We start from the raw sequence: 17,048 nt of genomic DNA on the forward strand, positions 1-17,048 counted from the left end.
GCCCTGCCGGGCTATGCCAATACACCTTCCAAAGGGGCCAGTGCCGCTTTGGACCTGGACCGCGCAGGGGGCCGGATTGACACTTCCCGTTTTTGAACCCTGGAACGACCCCGAGGCCAAGCCTTTGATCGAGTTCCAAAATGTCACCAAACGCTTTGGTGAGTTCACCGCAATCGACGATCTGACAATCGGTATATACGAGCGGGAGTTCTTCGCGCTTCTTGGCCCCTCGGGCTGCGGCAAGACCACGCTGATGCGGATGCTCGCCGGGTTTGAAACCGCGACCGAAGGTAAGATCTATCTCGCCGGTCAGGATATCGCCCCGGTGCCGCCGAACAAGCGCGCGGTGAACATGATGTTCCAGTCCTACGCGCTGTTCCCGCATCTCAGCATCTGGGACAATATCGCCTTCGGGCTCAAACGTGAAGGCATGCCCAAGGACGACATCGCCGAGCGGGTGGAGAACATGCTGCGCCTAACCCGGCTGGAAAAATTCGCCCGCCGCAAACCGCACCAGATCTCGGGGGGACAGCGGCAGCGGGTGGCACTGGCGCGGTCGCTGGCCAAGGCCCCAAAACTGTTGCTGCTGGACGAACCCCTTGGTGCGCTCGACAAGAAGCTGCGCCAGGACACCCAGTTCGAGCTGATGGACATTCAGGAGAAGACTGGCACCACCTTTGTCATCGTCACCCACGACCAGGAAGAGGCGATGACCGTCGCCAGCCGCGTTGCGGTGATGGACAACGGCAAGATCATGCAGGTCGCCACCCCGGATCGCATCTACGAGACCCCCAATTCCGTTTACGTCGCCGATTTCATCGGTGATGTGAACATCATCGACGGCACCGTCACGCCCACCGGCGAAGACAGCTATGCCCTGAACTGGAAAGAAGGGCAGGAACCGCTGACGGTCAAAACCCCCAACACGTTCTCGGACGGGCAGACCGCACATCTGGCCATCCGCCCGGAAAAGGTCACCATCACGGCAGACCGTCCCGAAGGCGCCGACAACGCGGTGCAGGGCAAGATCCTCGACATTGCCTATCTCGGCAATATCTCGACCTATCACGTTGAACTGCCCTCTGGCGCGGTGATCAAGGCGCAGGCGGCCAATACCCGCCGCATCTCGCGCCGGGCCTTTACATGGGAAGACACTGTCTGGCTGTCCTGGACCGCCACGGCAGGCGTCCTGCTGGCGAACTGATGCGCCGCTTTGCCCTGATCATTGTCCCCTACCTGTGGCTCTTTGCGCTGTTTCTGGTGCCTTTTGCCATCGTCCTGAAAATCTCGCTTTCGGATGTGGCGCTGGCGCGCCCGCCCTATATGCCGCAATTCGACTGGGCGACGGGCATCTGGACCTTCCTGTCCGAGCTGGACTTTGAAAACTTTGTCTGGCTGACGCAGGACGATCTATACTGGAAAGCTTATCTCAGCTCGCTGCAGATCGCCTTCTTCTCGACTGTGCTGACGCTGCTGGCGGGTTATCCGATCGCCTACGGCATGGCGCGGGCGCCGTCCGAATGGCGCGCGACGCTGATGATGCTGGTGATCCTGCCGTTCTGGACCAGCTTCCTGATCCGCGTCTACGCCTGGATGGGCATCCTGTCGAACGAAGGGTTCCTCAACCAGTTGCTGTTGTGGCTGGGGATCATCAACGAGCCGCTGACCATCCTCAACACCAATACCGCCGTCTATATCGGCGTGGTCTATACCTACCTGCCCTTCATGATCCTGCCGATCTATTCCGCGCTGGAACGGATGGATGAATCGCTGATCGAAGCGGCCGAGGATCTGGGCTGTTCGCGTCTCTCCGCTTTCTGGCTGGTGACCATCCCGCTGTCGAAACCCGGCATTATCGCGGGCTGTTTCCTCGTCTTCATCCCCACCTTGGGCGAGTTCGTAATTCCATCGCTCTTGGGCGGATCGGACACGCTGATGATCGGCAAGGTTCTGTGGGAGGAGTTCTTCTCGAACCGTGACTGGCCGGTTGCCTCGGCCGTGGCGGTAGTGCTGCTGCTCCTCTTGATCGTTCCCATCGTGCTGTTCCAGCGCAACCAGCAGAAACAGCAGGAGGCCGAACAATGAACAGGATGAGCTGGTTCAATACCGTTTCGCTGACGCTTGGCTTTGCCTTTCTTTATGTGCCGATGGTGATTCTGGTGATCTTCAGCTTCAATGAAAGCAAGCTGGTCACCGTCTGGGCGGGCTTTTCGACCAAATGGTACGGCGAGCTGATGCAGAACGAGGCCTTCCTCAACGCCGCCTGGGTCACCATCAAGGTCGCGGTCTTCTCCTCGACCATCGCGACGGTCCTTGGCACCATGGCCGCCTATGTCATGGTGCGCGGCGGGCGGTTCTTTGGCCGCACCCTGTTTTCCGGGATGATCTACGCACCCCTCGTGATGCCCGAGGTAATCACCGGTCTGTCGCTGCTCCTGCTGTTCATCGGCATTGGGCTGGACCGGGGGATTCTGACCATCGTTCTGGCGCATACCACCTTCTCCATGTGCTACGTCTCGGTGGTGGTCTCCTCGCGATTGGTGACATTCGACCGGTCGCTGGAAGAGGCCGCGCTGGATTTGGGCTGTTCCCCGGCCGAGGCATTCCGTCTGGTGACCCTGCCCATCATCGCACCTGCGGTGATCTCGGGCTGGCTCCTCGCATTCACCCTGTCGCTCGATGATCTGGTCATTGCCTCTTTCACCTCGGGACCAGCGGCCACCACCCTGCCGATCAAGATCTTTTCGGCAGTGCGCCTTGGGGTCTCCCCAGAGATCAACGCGCTGTCGACCATCATGATTGCCATTGTCACCATCGGCGTGATCTCGGCCTCGCTGGTGACGAAACACCAGATGGTGCGGCAGAAACGGGATGAACAGGCGGCGGCGCGGACCTGATGCGGCGGATTTTCTCTGACTACGCCTATGGCCCGGGCCCGCGGGACGGCTGCTGGTGGGATGAAACCATCGCTGCCCCCGACTGGCCCAGGTTGTCCGGTGAGGTGACAGCCGATGTCGCAATAATCGGCGGGGGTTTCACCGGCATGTCCGCCGCCCTGCATCTGGCCGAGGCCGGAGCAAGGGTCGCCCTGCTTGAGGCCAAAACGCCCGGCTGGGGTGCCTCCGGGCGCAACGGCGGCTTTTGCTGTATCGGCGGCGCCAAGCTGTCTAGCGCTGCTATGCGGCGCAAATTCGGCGCCGAGGCCACCGACATCTATGATGCCGGAGAGGTCGCAGCCGTGGATCTGGTGCGCCAGCTGCTGGATCGTCACCAGATCGATGCCGATACCCACTCGGATGGCGAAACCCAGATGGCCCACAGCCCGCGCGCCATGAAGGCGCTTCGCCGACAGGCCGATGAGATTGCCGCTGCGGGCGGCTCACCGCAGTTGCTGGAACAGCATGAACTGGCCGCGAACGGAATGAACGGCGGCTTTTTTGGCGCCCTGACAACCCCGGTGGGATTCGGCCTCAACCCGCGCAAATACCTGTTCGGCATCGCCCGCGCCGCGCAATCTGCCGGGGCCAGCCTGTTTCAGAACAGCCCGGTAACCGGGCTCAGCCGCACATCAAGCGGCGGGCATATCCTGACAACACCAGACGGTGCTTTGCACGCCGATCAGGTGATGGTGGCCACGAACGGCTATTCCTGGGACGGGCTTCCGGACTGGCTGTCAGGCCGCTATATCCCGGCACAATCCACCGTGATGGTAACCCGCCCACTCAGCGATGAGGAGCTACAGGCGCAGGGCTGGTTCACCGATCAGATGGCCTTTGATACCCGCAACCTGCTGCATTATTTCCGGCTGATGCCGGACCGGCGGTTCCTATTTGGCATGCGGGGTGGGCTTTTTGCCTCGCCGCGCTCCGAAGCAGCGATTCGCCGCGCGCTGCGTCAGCATTTTGACACCATGTTCCCCGAATGGCGCGCAGTGGAAGGCACGCATTTCTGGTCTGGCATGGTGTCCATGGCGCGCAATCTGGTTCCCTTTGTCGGGCCGGTGCCCGGTGAAAAAGGGATGTTCGCGGGCCTGTGTTATCATGGCAATGGGGTTGCCATGGGCAGCTATTCCGGTCGGTTGCTGGCCGATCTGGTGCAGGGCAAACAGCCCGGTCTGCCCTATTCCCCGGTCATTCAGAGCATGGGAAAATTCCCCTTTGGCCGCGCCCGCCGGGTGGTAATGCCGCCCGCCTATGCGGTGCTGGGGATGATGGACTGAAGCGCGGCGATCTCCAGCTGCATTGCGGCCCGGTCCTGTGCCCCGCCTTGCTCCGCTTTCCACAGACAATAGGCTGCCATGCGCCAATGGAACCAGGGCTTCAGGGCCTCTGTACGCTCGACGACCTGCCGGTCCGGATAGGCCGCAAGAAAGGCGGCCTCCTCCGCGCGGCTCAAGACTTTGCCGCGGTACAGGAATTGCATTGCGGGCGACAGAAAAAGTGCCAGATCCTCGGCCGGGTCGCCTTTCTGCGGGCATTGCCAGTCGATCAGGGTCAGTGTTCCGTCATGCGCCACCAGATTGCCCGGCACCGGATCACCATGGATCAGGCTGGTGCCGGAGGCGGGCGGCACCTGTCCTGAGGGGCGCATCGCGCGCAAATCCGCGCCACCTTGGGTTTGGGACAGGATGCTTCCGGTCTGCGCCGCCAGCATCGCGCTGCCATTCACGCCAGCGGGAACGCCTGCGAAAACCGGCTGATCATGCAACCGGCCAAGCAGCCGTGCCACCTCGGCAGCGCCTCGCTGCCAGGGAGCGCCCTCAATATGGGAATAGGCCAACCAATGGCGCCCCTCGAAATGACCAGAAGTGACCAGATGCGGCACCATTCTGGTCCCAGACAAGGCCGAAAGCGCTGCAATTTCCCGCAAGGGGTCATTGGCAAACAGCGGATTCTTTCGTCCCGGCTCGAACAATTTCACCACCAAATCGCCCATGCGCCAGACATGATTCGAACGCCCCCCGGTCAGGATCCGGGGGGCGCGCGCCTCAAATCCCGAGGCGTTCAGATACGTAAAGAATCTGCTGTGAAATTCAGGCGATTTGGCTGACAGGGTCCGCTCCAGTCTTCATCCCCCGGCGAAATGCGAGGGTATCAGGGGACGATGCCCCCCGATGTTCCGGCGGTCCCTGCCCTATTGTCAGGTCTCGGCCGGAGCGTCGCGAAGCCCCGTCACAGTGGAGGCCAAGATCGCCGAGCCGCCTTCGGTGATCAAGACCACATCGCCGCCCTGCATCTGGGTTTCCGTCACCTTGGTATAAACCTCGGCCAGATCCGTTAGCAGCACCTCACCGTCCCGGCTGCTTTCGATGGTGAAGGCATAGCTGCCGGGTTCGAGCGTATTGCCCTCCTGATCGGTACCATCCCAGGAATAGGGCTCCGCCGAAACAGGCAGGTTGATACGGGCGACTTCGGTCCCATCAGCATCGGTGACGACCATTTTCACCTGATCCGCAGCAGCCGCCGGATTCGGAGCCACAACCACCGGAGAGGATCCGTCAAAATACCCCGGCGCCGCAACGCGGGCCTCCATACCCACCCAGCCGGACATCGCCGCCATATTGGACAGGCCAAGCTGATTCTGCATGGCCAGAAGCAGATCATTGCCCTGAACCTGCTGTTCCACCATCGAGAACTGCGCCAACTGTGATGCGTATTCGGTCGAATCGAGCGGTTCCAGAGGATCCTGATAGCGCGCCTGAGCGGTCAGCATCTTCAGGAAGGTCTCGAAATCCGAAGTCAGCCCAGTCGGACGCGTAGCTTTCGCGGCGCTGGCCTGTGTCGTTGTCGCGGCACTGGCCGCGCTTACAGCATCTGTCATGGTTTAAACTCTCATATCAACGCCGGTCGAGCCCAACCGGAGGTTCTGTATCTGTGTTTCAGCGACCTCATCGGTCGCGCTCATATCGGTGGCCCCGGTCGAGGCGCCATGCCCGGTCCCGGCACCGGTGCCATCGCCCAGTCCCTGCTGCGCCTGACCGCCCGCGGAATCACCGCTGCTGAATTCGAACGAGATGTCCTGGAACCCCATGCGGCGGAATTCCTCGGCCAACTCATTGATATGCCGACGCATCAGATCGCCGGTTTCCGGGCGTTCTGTCTGGATGATCATGGTGATGCCGTTTTCACTGGTCGCAACGCGCATCTTCACCTTGCCCAGCTCTTCGGGGTTCAGTGAAACATCCACGTTCCGGTCGCCTTTCGCCACGAATGCTTCGGCCATTTGCGAAGCGATCATACGCGGGGTTTCCGGCCGGTGCGTAATTCCGGGCTGGAACACCGCTTCGGTCAGAAGCTGCGGCAATCCCGGAAGATCTGCTGTCATGCTCAACCCGCTACCGGATGAATCCCCCAGCAGCCCCGGCGCCTGCGACAGTTTCATGGTGTCTGCCTGCAACGCCTGCATCATTGCAATGGCGGAATTGGTGGTTGCGTTGACTGCAGTGGCCGCGTTTGTCTGGACACCCGCAGCAGCAGTGGATGCCTTGGCCACTTCGGCAGCGGCCTGCGCATCACCATTGCGGGTGCGATAGCGCGCCTTGCGGGAATCCCCGGCTTCTGCGTTTTCGACCTGCATCTGGAACACAGACTTCGGCAGGCTGTCGGCGGAAGATGTCTTGCTCGCGGCGGCAGCGGCAGCGGGCGTCGCCTTGTCTGCTGCAGCCATCCGGGCGTCAGCCGCCTTTTCTTCTGCTTTCAACGATGCTTTCGCCTCTGCCGGACTAGCCGGTGTCGCGGATTTGGTCGCGTCAGCCGCGGTTGCAGGGCTGACCGGAATTGCCGCCGCAGCGCCTGGCTTGTCCTGAGCCACTCTGGCGACGGCCTGATCTGCGGCTCCGGTCTGCGTTCTGGCGGGGCTTGCTCCCTCTTCCTGGGCCGCTTCGGTATTGACCGTCATGGCCGACTGTTCGCCAACCTTCACATCGCCACCGCCCGCGGTGGCTTTACCACCTGACTGTGCCGCCCGCGCCGGGGCCTGGTTTTCAATCGTCTCTCGTCCGGCAAAGGCTGCGCCTGCGGCAGCCGGACCTTGCGCTTTTTCCTCGCCTGAGGTCTGAGCTGTCGTGTTACCGGCTGCTTCGCCGTCTTCTGCCACCGCCGATCCGGCGACAGCTCCCTGACCTATCTTCTGCCCCACGCGCGCACCTTCAGGCAGATCTGCAGACCTGGCAGACCGTTTTTCCGCATCCGGAGCCGCATGTCCTGCCGAAATGGCCGCTTCGCTCGGCGTTTCAACATCCTCTCCCGCTGCGCTCCCGGTCGATTCTCCCGTCGCCTGATCGGCAACCGCGTCCTCTGAGCTGGCGGACGCGCTATCCGCTTCAACAGCAGCCTGAGAATCAGCCTGATCCGCTATGCCGCTATCGATTGTTTCTGATGTTTGGGACTGTGCCGCCTCCTGCTTGGAGGATGCGTCATTTACATGATCTGCGAACGAACGATCCTGAGTCTTTTTCGGAGCATCCTGCGCTGGGGAGGTCTTGCTGCCTGTGGCTCCGCCAAGGGCCTGACCTATGAGTGATGTGGTATGCATGGGTTTCCAGACGTTCTATCTCGATACCCCCTTCTACCTCAAAGCGGTTACGGCAATTTTAACCGGTTATGTCGCAGTCTCAGAAAAATCGAAGCAATTCGTAGTTTCTGTCAGACCGAGGCCAAAATGCCGAATGCAACCATATCCCCCCTGTCACAGGCCCTGCCGCAGGCCAAGCCCCAGCCAGTGCAACAGCCCCCGCAAGATGACCCTCTGCGCAAGGCCGCGCTCGAGCTAGAAGCTTCATTTTTGGCGGAAATGTTGAAATCTGCGGGGCTTGGTGAATCACGCGAAGGACTTGGCGGCGGCGGTGCTGGAGAAGAACAGTTTTCCAGCTTTCTGGTCCGTGCCCAGGCAGAACAAATTGCTAAAGCCGGCGGCATCGGGCTCGCCGAATCACTCTATCACGCACTGAAGGAATCTCAGAAATGACTGACCAAAATCCCCAGACCCTCATCGATGAACTGGATACCATCCTCGACGAAGAGCGCGCTGCCCTTATGGACGGCGATCTGAAAAAGATGGAAGCCATCCTTGCGCGAAAAGAACAGGCGATCGAAGCGCTCAACAGTTTTTCCGATCTGGAACGCCAAACCCTTTCGAAGGTGCAAAGCAAGGTCACGCGTAATCAGGATCTTCTGGAAAGCGCCATGGAAGGCATCCGCTCGGTCGCAACACGTATGGCCGAATTGCGCCGGGTTCGCAAAGGTCTGGACGTATATGACAGCGCGGGCCGCAAGACCCGCTATGGCACCCGTTTGGACCAAAAACTCGAGAGGCGCGCGTAAGGGGATACAACCAAAGGCTGATATCACAGAAGCTTGATCCCGTAATTAGGGTTCCTTTAGCAAACTCCACAGCAAAGTCCGCTTGCGCTTCGGGAAACGAGGTGGCGCGGGAGCCAGATGGCTTAACGCATAGTCAGAAAGACGTCAGAGATGTCCTTCGGGACATGAAATACTCGGGGACGAAACGTCTCATATTGCTAAAGGACTAAAAGCTATGACCAGCATTCTGACGAACAACGGCGCAATGGTCGCTCTGCAGACCCTAAACTCCATCAACATGAACCTGGAGAATACCCAGAACGCGATTTCCACCGGTAAAGACGTTGCAACGGCCAAGGACAACTCGGCCATCTGGGCGATCTCGAAAGTCATGGAATCGGATGTTGCCGGCTTCAACGCGGTAAGCGACTCGCTGGCTCTGGGTGAGTCCACGGTGGCGGTTGCAACGGCCGGCGCCGAACAGATCACCGAGCTCCTGAAAGAGATGAAGGAAAAAGTGGTCAATGCAACCGGGGAGAACGTGGAAAATGGCAAACTTGCCGCAGAAGTCACCGAGCTGAAAAACCAGATCACCTCGATCATCAAAGGGTCGCAGTTCAACGGTGCGAACCTGCTGAACAAGAACGGTGGTGACCTGACAGTTCTGTCCTCGCTTGACCGCAATGGGACTGGCACATCCTCTACAGTATCCGCTTCGAACATCACCGTAGCCTCGGTTAACTTTGAGGATAACCTGTCCCTGGGTACCATCGATGTTTCAAATTCAACGCAGGCTGAACTTTCCATCTCGAAGATTGAGACTCTGATCCAGACCGCAATCAACGGCGCCGCCGCCCTGGGTGCTTCGGCAGCCCGCATTGAGAAGCAAGCCGACTTCGTCTCAAAGGTGTCTGACGCGATGAAAAGCGGCATCGGCGCGCTGGTGGATACTGATATGGAAGCCGCATCCGCGCGATTGAAAGCGTTGCAGACACAGCAACAGCTAGGCGTACAGGCGCTATCGATTGCCAACTCGGCGCCACAGACCCTGCAGCAGCTGTTCCGTTAAACGGCCTGATCCGGGGCGCGCCAGGCGCGCCCCGGTTTCTTATCCTTAGCCCCTCATCAATGAACGGAATGTCGGCCTCGGCGAAGGGCGTACTGCCATGATGGATGGCGCTTTGAAAAAGAGAAAAGCCGTCCTCGTGCGAAAAGAACAGGCGATCGAAGCGCTCAACAGTTTTTTCGACCTGAAACGCCAGCCCTTTTCCACGGCGTGAGGCAAGGTCACGCGCATTCAGAACCCATCGAAAAGTGCCATTGGGGAGGGGCATTCCCTCAGTCGCAGCACGAATGGCGGACCTGTGCCAGTTGCGTGGCGATTGCAATCAGTGGCCCCCACACACGAGCCTAGATGAGCTCCCCCCGTGCAGGTCGCACCAAAGGCCAGTTGAGCCCCTAACCTTGACCAGAGCGAAGAAAAACCGCGCGTCCTGCGGCGAGCAGGTCATTCGGACAGGTCCGAATCTATAAGAAGGCGCAGGCCGCAAGATCCGCTTGGCACCGGATTGGATCAAATATTCGAGAGGCATGCGCAAGCCTGCACAACTTAGGCGGAATTCCACAAATCCCAACTCTCGCCGTTAATGTTCTCTTAGAAACTATTGCAGAAAGGTATAATCGCGCCTCGGGAAACGGGGGGGCGCGGAAGCCGCACGGCTTAACGCATAGTCAGAACGACGTCAGAGACGCCCTTCGGGGCATCAAACACGCGAGACGAAACGTCTCCTAATGCTAAAGGACAAAAAGCTATGACAAGCATTCTGACGAACAACGGCGCAATGGTCGCTCTGCAGACCCTGAACTCCATCAACATGAACCTGGAGAATACCCAGAACGCGATTTCCACCGGTAAAGATGTCGCAACGGCCAAGGACAACTCGGCCATCTGGGCGATCTCGAAGGTCATGGAATCGGATGTTGCCGGCTTCAACGCGGTAAGCGACTCGCTGGCTCTGGGTGAATCCACTGTTGCGGTTGCAACGGCCGGCGCCGAACAGATCACCGACCTTCTGAAGGAGATGAAGGAAAAAGTGGTCAATGCAACCGGGGAGAACGTGGAAAACGGCAAACTCAAAGCCGAAGTCGACGAACTGACAAAACAGATCACCTCAATCATCAAAGGGTCGCAGTTCAACGGTGCGAACCTGCTGAACAAAACTGGTGGTGACCTGACCGTTCTGTCCTCGCTTGACCGCAATGGGACTGGCACATCCTCTACAGTATCCGCTTCGAACATCACCGTATCCTCGGTCAACTTTGAGGAAAATCTGTCTTTGGGAACTATCGATGTCAGTAATTCAACGCAGGCTGAAGCTTCCATCGCGAAGATTGAGACACTGATCCAGACTGCAATCAACGGCGCCGCCGCCCTGGGTGCTTCGGCAGCCCGCATCGAAAAACAGTCCGAATTCGTCTCAAAGGTGACTGATGCGATGAAGAGCGGCATCGGCGCGCTCGTGGACACTGATATGGAAGCAGCATCTGCCCGATTGAAAGCGTTGCAGACACAGCAACAGCTAGGCGTACAGGCGCTATCGATTGCCAACTCGGCGCCACAGACCCTACAGCAGCTGTTCCGTTAAACCGCCTGATCCGGGGCGCGCCAGGCGCGCCCCGGTTTCTTATCCTTAGCCCCTCATCGAAGCACTCAACAATGTCTCCGAGCTGGAGCCCCCCTTTCGGAAGTGCAAAGCAAGGTCACGCGCGATCAGGACCCATCGAAAACGCCATGGGGGCATTCGCTCAGCCGCAGCACGGATGGCGAACCTGCGTCGGCTGCGCAAAGGTCTGGCGGTATAAGTCAGCGCAGACCGCAAAATCCGCTATAGCATCCGGGTGGATCAGAAACTGGAAAATCCTGCGAAAGGTCGCACAACTTTGCGACGATTTAACTACCCATCACTCCCCCTATTAGAACTCCCTTAGCAATTTTCGTGGCAATGTCTACTTGCGTCCCAGGAACCGGGGTGGCGCGGGAGCCGGATGGCTTAACGCATAGTCAGAAAGACGTCAGAGATGCCCTTCGGGACATCAAACACGCGAGACGAAACGTCTCATATTGCTAAAGGAATAAAAGCTATGACCAGCATTCTGACGAACAACGGCGCAATGGTCGCTCTGCAGACCCTGAACTCCATCAACATGAATCTGGAGAATACCCAGAACGCGATTTCCACCGGTAAGGACGTCGCAACGGCCAAGGACAACTCGGCCATCTGGGCGATCTCGAAAGTCATGGAATCGGACGTTGCCGGCTTCAACGCCGTGGGCGACTCGCTGGCTCTGGGGGAATCCACGGTGGCGGTTGCAACGGCCGGCGCCGAACAGATCACCGAGCTTCTGAGAGAGATGAAGGAAAAAGTGGTCAATGCAACCGGGGAGAACGTGGACAGCGGCAAACTCGAAGCTGAAGTTACCGAGCTGAAAAACCAGATCACCTCGATCATCAAAGGGTCGCAATTCAACGGTGCGAACCTGCTGAACACCGCTGGTGGCGACCTGACCGTTCTATCCTCGCTGGACCGCGATTCCACGGGTACAGTCACCGCGTCGAACATCACCGTAAGCTCGGTCGATTTTGAAGCCAGCCTGTCCCTGGGAACTGTCGATGTAAGTACTTCGACAGCCGCTGAAAATTCCATCGACGACATTGAAGCTCTGATCCAGACTGCGGTCGACGGCGCCGCCGCCCTGGGTGCTTCGGCAGCCCGCATCGAAAAGCAGGCCGAATTCGTCTCAAAGGTGTCTGACGCGATGAAGAGCGGCATCGGTGCGCTGGTGGATACTGATATGGAAGCCGCATCCGCCCGATTAAAGGCGTTGCAGACGCAGCAACAGCTAGGGGTACAGGCGCTATCGATTGCCAACTCGGCGCCACAGACCCTGCAGCAGCTGTTCCGTTAAGCGACCTGATCCGGGGCGCGCCAGACGCGCCCCGGTTTCTTATTCTCAACGCTCATTGATGAGTTCAACACGCATTCCGGTCTGAAATACCCTGCCCTTTGGGAAGTGCTAAGGAAGGTCAGGCGCAATCAAAACCCATCGGAAAGCGCCATTGGGGCCGCTCGATTGAACCAAAAGCCTTGGATCAGAAGCTGGAGAACACTGCACACCTTTATAACTTAAGAAAAACTCCAGGGAAATTTAGGGAAAAATTTACGAAGCCAAACTCCACGCATTAGGATTCCTTTAGCAATCATCACGGCAAAGTGTCTCTGCGCCTCGGGAAACGGGGGGGCGCGGAGGCCGGACGGCTGAACGCATAGTCAGAAAGACGTCAGAGATGCCCTTCGGGGCAGGGAAAACTCGGGACGAAACGTCTCAAAACGCTAAAGGAATAAAAGCTATGACCAGCATTCTGACGAACAATGGCGCCATGGTCGCTCTGCAGACCCTGAAATCCATCAACATGAATCTGGAGGACACCCAGAACGCGATTTCCACCGGTAAAGACGTCGCAACTGCCAAGGACAACTCGGCAATCTGGGCGATTTCGAAAGTCATGGAATCGGACGTTGCAGGTTTCAACGCCGTGGGCGACTCCCTGGCTCTGGGTGAATCCACTGTTGCGGTTGCAACTGCCGGCGCCGAACAGATCACCGACCTTCTGAAAGAGATGAAGGAAAAAGTGATCAATGCAACCGGCGAGAACGTGGACAGCGGGAAACTCTCCGCTGAAGTCACCGAGCTGAAAAACCAGATCACTTCGATCATCGGATCGTCGCAGTTCAACGGTGCAAACCTGCTGAACACCGCTGGTGGTGACCTGACCGTTCTGTCCTCCCTTGACCGGGATTCGACTGGCACAGTCACCGCTTCGAACATTACCGTAACCTCGGTTGATTTTGAAGCCACCCTGACTCTGAGCAGCGTCGACGTCAGCACTTCGACAGCCGCTGAAGCTTCCATCGACGACATTGAAGCTCTGATCCAGACTGCGGTCGACGGCGCCGCCGCCCTGGGTGCTTCGGCAGCCCGCATCGAGAAGCAGTCCGCATTCGTCTCAAAGGTGACTGACGCGATGAAGAGCGGCATCGGTGCGCTGGTGGATGCAGATATGGAAGAAGCGTCCGCGCGATTGAAGGCCCTGCAGACGCAGCAACAGCTGGGTGTACAGGCTCTGTCGATTGCCAACTCGGCACCGCAGACCCTGCAGCAGCTGTTCCGTTAAACGGCCTGATCCGGGGCGCGCCAAGCGCCCCGGTTTCTTTTCTTTAGCCCGTCATCGATGAACGAAGTGTCGGCCTCGGCGAAGGACGCACTGAAAAAGAAAAAGTCATTTTCGCAATGAAACTGCTGATCGAAGAGTTCATCAGTTTTTCCGATCTAGAACGCCAGTCCCTTTCACAGGTGCAGGGCAAGATCACCCGCATTCAGACCCCCATCGAAAAATACCATTGAGGGTATCCTAGGGTGCCCGCATTGAGTGTTCCGATTTGAGTGGCACTTTATCATCTGAATCTGATCCACCATGACAATACATTCAGGCGCTGGCGGCCGATAGCGCTCTGCGCCCCGATCAGGTTGTATTGAATGCGCCATTGCTCAATCCGCATTGGGCTTCCCGCAGACTGTAGAAGATCTCTCCATTTAGCAACTCGCCGCGGCAACGGACATTGAAGGTCTCGCAGCATTCGTCCCCGACCATCGCTGCCCCCTGTCCCTACAGCACTTCTACCTGTCCAAATTTCGATGCAGGCTCTTCAGGTATTTTCGTTTCCAGCCATCGCCGATACCTCAAATTTGGGAAAAATCCACATCAGTTTAACCCCCTTTCCGGGGGCCACTCCAATCCGCTCAGGCGGATCACGGATAGCGGGCCGGCGTCGGCTACGCAAAGGTCCGGTGCTATACGACAGCACAGGCCGCAAGACCCGCTTTGGCGCCCGGGTTGGATCAAAAGCTGGAGAGGCGCACACAAGAAAACACAACTCTTGAGGGACTTCACAGAGGCGTGATCTCCCGGTTAGCACTCCCTTAGCAAACGCCACGGCAATGTCCACTCGCGCCTCGGGAAACGGGGAGGGCGCGGAAGCCAGATGGCTTAACGCATAGTCAGAACGACGTCAGAGACGCCCTTCGGGGCATCAAACACGCGAGACGAAACGTCTCATATTGCTAAAGGACTAAAAGCTATGACCAGCATTCTGACGAACAACGGAGCAATGGTCGCTCTGCAGACCCTGAACTCCATCAACATGAACCTGGAGAATACCCAGAACGCGATTTCCACCGGTAAGGACGTTGCAACGGCAAAGGACAACTCGGCCATCTGGGCGATCTCGAAAGTCATGGAATCGGACGTTGCAGGTTTCAACGCCGTGGGCGACTCGCTGGCTCTGGGGGAATCCACTGTTGCGGTTGCAACGGCCGGCGCCGAGCAGATCACCGACCTTCTGAGAGAGATGAAGGAAAAAGTGATCAATGCAACCGGGGAGAACGTGGAAAATGGCAAACTCGACGCCGAAGTTACCGAGCTGAAAAACCAGATCACCTCGATCATCAAGGGGTCGCAGTTCAACGGTGCAAACCTGCTGAACACCGCCGGCGGTAACCTGACCGTTCTGTCCTCCCTTGACCGCGATTCCACGGGTACAGTCACCGCGTCAAACATCACCGTAAGCTCGGTCAATTTTGAAGCCAGCCTGGACCTGACAACCATCAAAGTCGGCACTTCTGCAGAGGCTGACGCTTCCATCGACGACATTGAGAAACTGATCCAAACTGCGGTTGACGGCGCCGCCGCCCTGGGTGCTTCGGCAGCCCGCATCGAAAAGCAGGCCGAATTCGTCTCAAAGGTGTCTGATGCGATGAAGAGCGGCATCGGCGCGCTCGTGGACACTGATATGGAAGCGGCATCCGCGCGATTAAAGGCATTGCAGACGCAGCAACAGCTAGGCGTACAGGCGCTATCGATTGCCAACTCGGCGCCACAGACCCTACAGCAGCTGTTCCGTTAAACGGCCTGATCCGGGGCGCGCCAGGCGCGCCCCGGTTTCTTATCCTTAGCCCCTCATCGATGAACGAAATGTCGGCCTCGGCGAAGGGCGTACTGCCATGATGGATGCCGCTTTGAAAAAGAGAAAAGCCGTCCTCGTGCGAAAAGAACAGGCGATCAAAAAGCTCAACAGTGTTCCGACCTGAAACGCCAGCCCTTTTCCACGGCGTGAGGCAAGGTCACGCGCATTCAGAACCCATCGAAAAGTGCCATTGGGGAGGGGCATCCGCTCAGTCGCAGCACGAATGGCGGACCTGTGCCAGTTGCGTGGCGATTGCAATCAATGGCCCCCACGCACGAGCCTAGATGAGGTCCCCCGTACAGGTCTCACCAAAGCCCAGTTGAGCCCCAAACGTTGACAAGAGCGAAGAAAACCGCGCGTCCTGCGGCGAGCAAGTCATTCGGACAGGTCCGGATCTATACGAAGGCGCAGGCCGCAAGATCCGCTTGGCATCGGATTGGATCAAATATTCGAGAGGCATGCGCAAGCATGCACAACTTAGGCGGAATTCTATAGATCCCAACTCTCGCCGTTAATGTTCTCTTAGAAACTATTGCGGAAAGGTATAATCGCGCCTCGGGAAACGGGGGGGGCGCGGAAGCCGCACGGCTTAACGCATAGTCAGAACGACGTCAGAGACGCCCTTCGGGGCATCAAACACGCGAGACGAAACGTCTCCTAATGCTAAAGGACAAAAAGCTATGACAAGCATTCTGACGAACAACGGCGCAATGGTTGCGCTGCAGACTCTGAACTCCATCAACATGAACCTGGAGAATACCCAGAACGCGATTTCCACCGGTAAGGACGTCGCAACGGCCAAGGACAACTCGGCCATCTGGGCGATCTCGAAGGTCATGGAGTCGGATGTTGCCGGCTTCAACGCGGTAAGCGACTCGCTGGCTCTGGGGGAATCCACTGTTGCGGTTGCAACGGCCGGCGCCGAACAGATCACCGAGCTTCTGAAAGAGATGAAGGAAAAAGTGGTCACTGCAACCGGGGAGAACGTGGAAAACGGGAAACTCAATGCCGAAGTCACCGAGTTGAAAAACCAGATCACCTCAATCATCAAAGGGTCGCAGTTCAACGGTGCAAACCTACTGAACAAAGCTGGTGGTGACCTTACCGTTCTGTCCTCGCTTGACCGCGATTCCACCGGCACGGTCACCGCGTCGAACATCACCGTAAAATCGGTCAACTTTACGGATAGCCTGGTTCTGACCGACGTCAAAGTCGGCACTTCGGCAGAGGCTGACGCTTCCATCTCGGTGATCGAGAATCTGATCCAGACTGCGGTAGACGGCGCCGCCGCCCTGGGTGCCTCGGCAGCCCGTATCGAGAAGCAGGCCGAATTCGTCTCAAAGGTGACTGATGCGATGAAGAGCGGCATCGGCGCGCTGGTGGACACTGATATGGAAGCAGCATCCGCGCGATTAAAGGCGTTGCAGACGCAGCAACAGCTAGGTGTACAGGCGCTATCGATTGCCAACTCGGCGCCACAGACCCTACAGCAGCTGTTCCGTTAAACGGCCTGATCCGGGGCGCGCCAGACGTGCCCCGGTCTTTTCCGTTCCCCCCTGATGGATGAGCTCAACAGTTATTGCCGACCAGAACCGCCAGCCCCTTCGGGACGCAAAGGAAAGCCGTGCACAACTTAGGGATGTTGCCGCTGGCAATTACAGAAAAT

At 58.3% G+C, this 17,048-nt stretch carries 15 protein-coding genes and 1 pseudogene; 12 read left to right on the forward strand and 4 right to left on the reverse strand.

The annotated features are described in order from the left end of the window. The first annotated feature begins 76 nt into the window (after positions 1 to 76). The 4 genes from SM766_RS16885 to SM766_RS16900 are packed head-to-tail and all read left to right on the forward strand — an operon-like array spanning position 77 to position 4,219. Positions 77 to 1,204 carry an ABC transporter ATP-binding protein gene (locus tag SM766_RS16885; protein WP_274829389.1) on the forward strand — a complete coding sequence of 376 codons (1,128 nt, stop codon included), beginning with the start codon at positions 77 to 79 and terminating at the stop codon, positions 1,202 to 1,204. Next, positions 1,204 to 2,085, forward strand: a complete 882-nt coding sequence (locus SM766_RS16890) for an ABC transporter permease subunit (RefSeq protein ID WP_065272158.1) — start codon at positions 1,204 to 1,206, stop codon at positions 2,083 to 2,085. The genes SM766_RS16885 and SM766_RS16890 overlap by 1 nt, the downstream gene beginning before the upstream one ends. Further along, positions 2,082 to 2,897 carry an ABC transporter permease gene (locus SM766_RS16895; RefSeq protein WP_274829388.1) on the forward strand — a complete coding sequence of 272 codons (816 nt, stop codon included), beginning with the start codon at positions 2,082 to 2,084 and terminating at the stop codon, positions 2,895 to 2,897. Before SM766_RS16890 ends, SM766_RS16895 begins: the two co-directional genes overlap by 4 nt. Continuing rightward, positions 2,897 to 4,219, forward strand: coding sequence for an NAD(P)/FAD-dependent oxidoreductase (locus SM766_RS16900; protein WP_368948531.1), 1,323 nt, complete (start codon positions 2,897 to 2,899; stop codon positions 4,217 to 4,219). Before SM766_RS16895 ends, SM766_RS16900 begins: the two co-directional genes overlap by 1 nt. Here SM766_RS16900 and SM766_RS16905 read toward each other — a convergent pair. The 3 genes from SM766_RS16905 to fliK all read right to left on the reverse strand — a co-directional run bounded on the left by SM766_RS16905 (position 4,192) and on the right by fliK (position 7,137). Next, a complete protein-coding gene (locus tag SM766_RS16905) occupies positions 4,192 to 5,007 on the reverse strand; it encodes a phosphotransferase family protein (protein ID WP_368948596.1) in 816 nt (271 codons plus the stop codon). The two genes, SM766_RS16900 and SM766_RS16905, sit on opposite strands and share 28 nt — an antisense overlap. 132 nt (positions 5,008 to 5,139) lie before the next feature. Then, positions 5,140 to 5,820: a FlgD immunoglobulin-like domain containing protein gene (locus tag SM766_RS16910; RefSeq protein WP_368948532.1), complete on the reverse strand. Its 681-nt coding sequence runs from the start codon at positions 5,818 to 5,820 to the stop codon at positions 5,140 to 5,142. A gap of 3 nt (positions 5,821 to 5,823) precedes the next feature. After that, positions 5,824 to 7,137 (reverse strand): flagellar hook-length control protein FliK, encoded by a 1,314-nt coding sequence (gene fliK, locus SM766_RS16915; protein WP_368948533.1) that lies wholly within the window; start codon positions 7,135 to 7,137, stop codon positions 5,824 to 5,826. Positions 7,138 to 7,659: 522 nt separating this feature from the next. Here fliK and SM766_RS16920 point away from each other — a divergent pair. The 6 genes from SM766_RS16920 (at position 7,660) to SM766_RS16945 (ending at position 13,533) form a co-directional block, all read left to right on the forward strand. After that, positions 7,660 to 7,965 carry a rod-binding protein gene (locus SM766_RS16920; protein ID WP_274831681.1) on the forward strand — a complete coding sequence of 102 codons (306 nt, stop codon included), beginning with the start codon at positions 7,660 to 7,662 and terminating at the stop codon, positions 7,963 to 7,965. Next, a complete protein-coding gene (locus SM766_RS16925; protein WP_065272151.1) occupies positions 7,962 to 8,321 on the forward strand; it encodes a flagellar export chaperone FlgN in 360 nt (119 codons plus the stop codon). Before SM766_RS16920 ends, SM766_RS16925 begins: the two co-directional genes overlap by 4 nt. A 214-nt stretch (positions 8,322 to 8,535) precedes the next feature. Then, positions 8,536 to 9,369 (forward strand): flagellin N-terminal helical domain-containing protein, encoded by an 834-nt coding sequence (locus tag SM766_RS16930; RefSeq protein WP_368948534.1) that lies wholly within the window; start codon positions 8,536 to 8,538, stop codon positions 9,367 to 9,369. A 742-nt stretch (positions 9,370 to 10,111) separates the two neighbouring features. After that, positions 10,112 to 10,945, forward strand: coding sequence for a flagellin N-terminal helical domain-containing protein (locus SM766_RS16935; protein WP_368948535.1), 834 nt, complete (start codon positions 10,112 to 10,114; stop codon positions 10,943 to 10,945). A 496-nt stretch (positions 10,946 to 11,441) separates the two neighbouring features. Beyond that, positions 11,442 to 12,266: a flagellin N-terminal helical domain-containing protein gene (locus tag SM766_RS16940; protein ID WP_368948536.1), complete on the forward strand. Its 825-nt coding sequence runs from the start codon at positions 11,442 to 11,444 to the stop codon at positions 12,264 to 12,266. Positions 12,267 to 12,708: 442 nt separating this feature from the next. Next, positions 12,709 to 13,533: a flagellin N-terminal helical domain-containing protein gene (locus SM766_RS16945; protein ID WP_065272147.1), complete on the forward strand. Its 825-nt coding sequence runs from the start codon at positions 12,709 to 12,711 to the stop codon at positions 13,531 to 13,533. A gap of 302 nt (positions 13,534 to 13,835) precedes the next feature. Here the strand turns inward: SM766_RS16945 and SM766_RS16950 are convergent. Further along, positions 13,836 to 13,992: pseudogene (locus tag SM766_RS16950) on the reverse strand (integrase core domain-containing protein); the annotation flags it as partial. Positions 13,993 to 14,497: 505 nt separating this feature from the next. On the opposite strand from SM766_RS16950, the gene SM766_RS16955 reads away from it, so the two are divergent. Continuing rightward, complete coding sequence (locus SM766_RS16955; protein ID WP_274829382.1) at positions 14,498 to 15,322, forward strand: flagellin N-terminal helical domain-containing protein; 825 nt, start codon at positions 14,498 to 14,500, stop codon at positions 15,320 to 15,322. Between the two features lie 740 nt (positions 15,323 to 16,062). Next, positions 16,063 to 16,887, forward strand: a complete 825-nt coding sequence (locus SM766_RS16960) for a flagellin N-terminal helical domain-containing protein (RefSeq protein WP_368948538.1) — start codon at positions 16,063 to 16,065, stop codon at positions 16,885 to 16,887. The last annotated feature ends 161 nt before the right edge of the window (positions 16,888 to 17,048 follow it).

This window comes from Pseudophaeobacter sp. A-200-2 (assembly GCF_041008815.1).
Taxonomy (GTDB): domain Bacteria; phylum Pseudomonadota; class Alphaproteobacteria; order Rhodobacterales; family Rhodobacteraceae; genus Phycobacter; species Phycobacter gallaeciensis_A.

Coding starts and splice junctions, on each gene's coding strand:
- SM766_RS16890 (WP_065272158.1), top strand. CDS start 1,204: ATGCGCCGCTTTGCCCTGATCATTGTCCCCTACCTGTGGCTCTTTGCG.
- SM766_RS16895 (WP_274829388.1), top strand. CDS start 2,082: ATGAACAGGATGAGCTGGTTCAATACCGTTTCGCTGACGCTTGGCTTT.
- SM766_RS16900 (WP_368948531.1), top strand. CDS start 2,897: ATGCGGCGGATTTTCTCTGACTACGCCTATGGCCCGGGCCCGCGGGAC.
- SM766_RS16910 (WP_368948532.1), bottom strand. CDS start 5,820: ATGACAGATGCTGTAAGCGCGGCCAGTGCCGCGACAACGACACAGGCC.
- SM766_RS16920 (WP_274831681.1), top strand. CDS start 7,660: ATGCCGAATGCAACCATATCCCCCCTGTCACAGGCCCTGCCGCAGGCC.
- SM766_RS16925 (WP_065272151.1), top strand. CDS start 7,962: ATGACTGACCAAAATCCCCAGACCCTCATCGATGAACTGGATACCATC.
- SM766_RS16930 (WP_368948534.1), top strand. CDS start 8,536: ATGACCAGCATTCTGACGAACAACGGCGCAATGGTCGCTCTGCAGACC.
- SM766_RS16935 (WP_368948535.1), top strand. CDS start 10,112: ATGACAAGCATTCTGACGAACAACGGCGCAATGGTCGCTCTGCAGACC.
- SM766_RS16940 (WP_368948536.1), top strand. CDS start 11,442: ATGACCAGCATTCTGACGAACAACGGCGCAATGGTCGCTCTGCAGACC.
- SM766_RS16945 (WP_065272147.1), top strand. CDS start 12,709: ATGACCAGCATTCTGACGAACAATGGCGCCATGGTCGCTCTGCAGACC.
- SM766_RS16955 (WP_274829382.1), top strand. CDS start 14,498: ATGACCAGCATTCTGACGAACAACGGAGCAATGGTCGCTCTGCAGACC.
- SM766_RS16960 (WP_368948538.1), top strand. CDS start 16,063: ATGACAAGCATTCTGACGAACAACGGCGCAATGGTTGCGCTGCAGACT.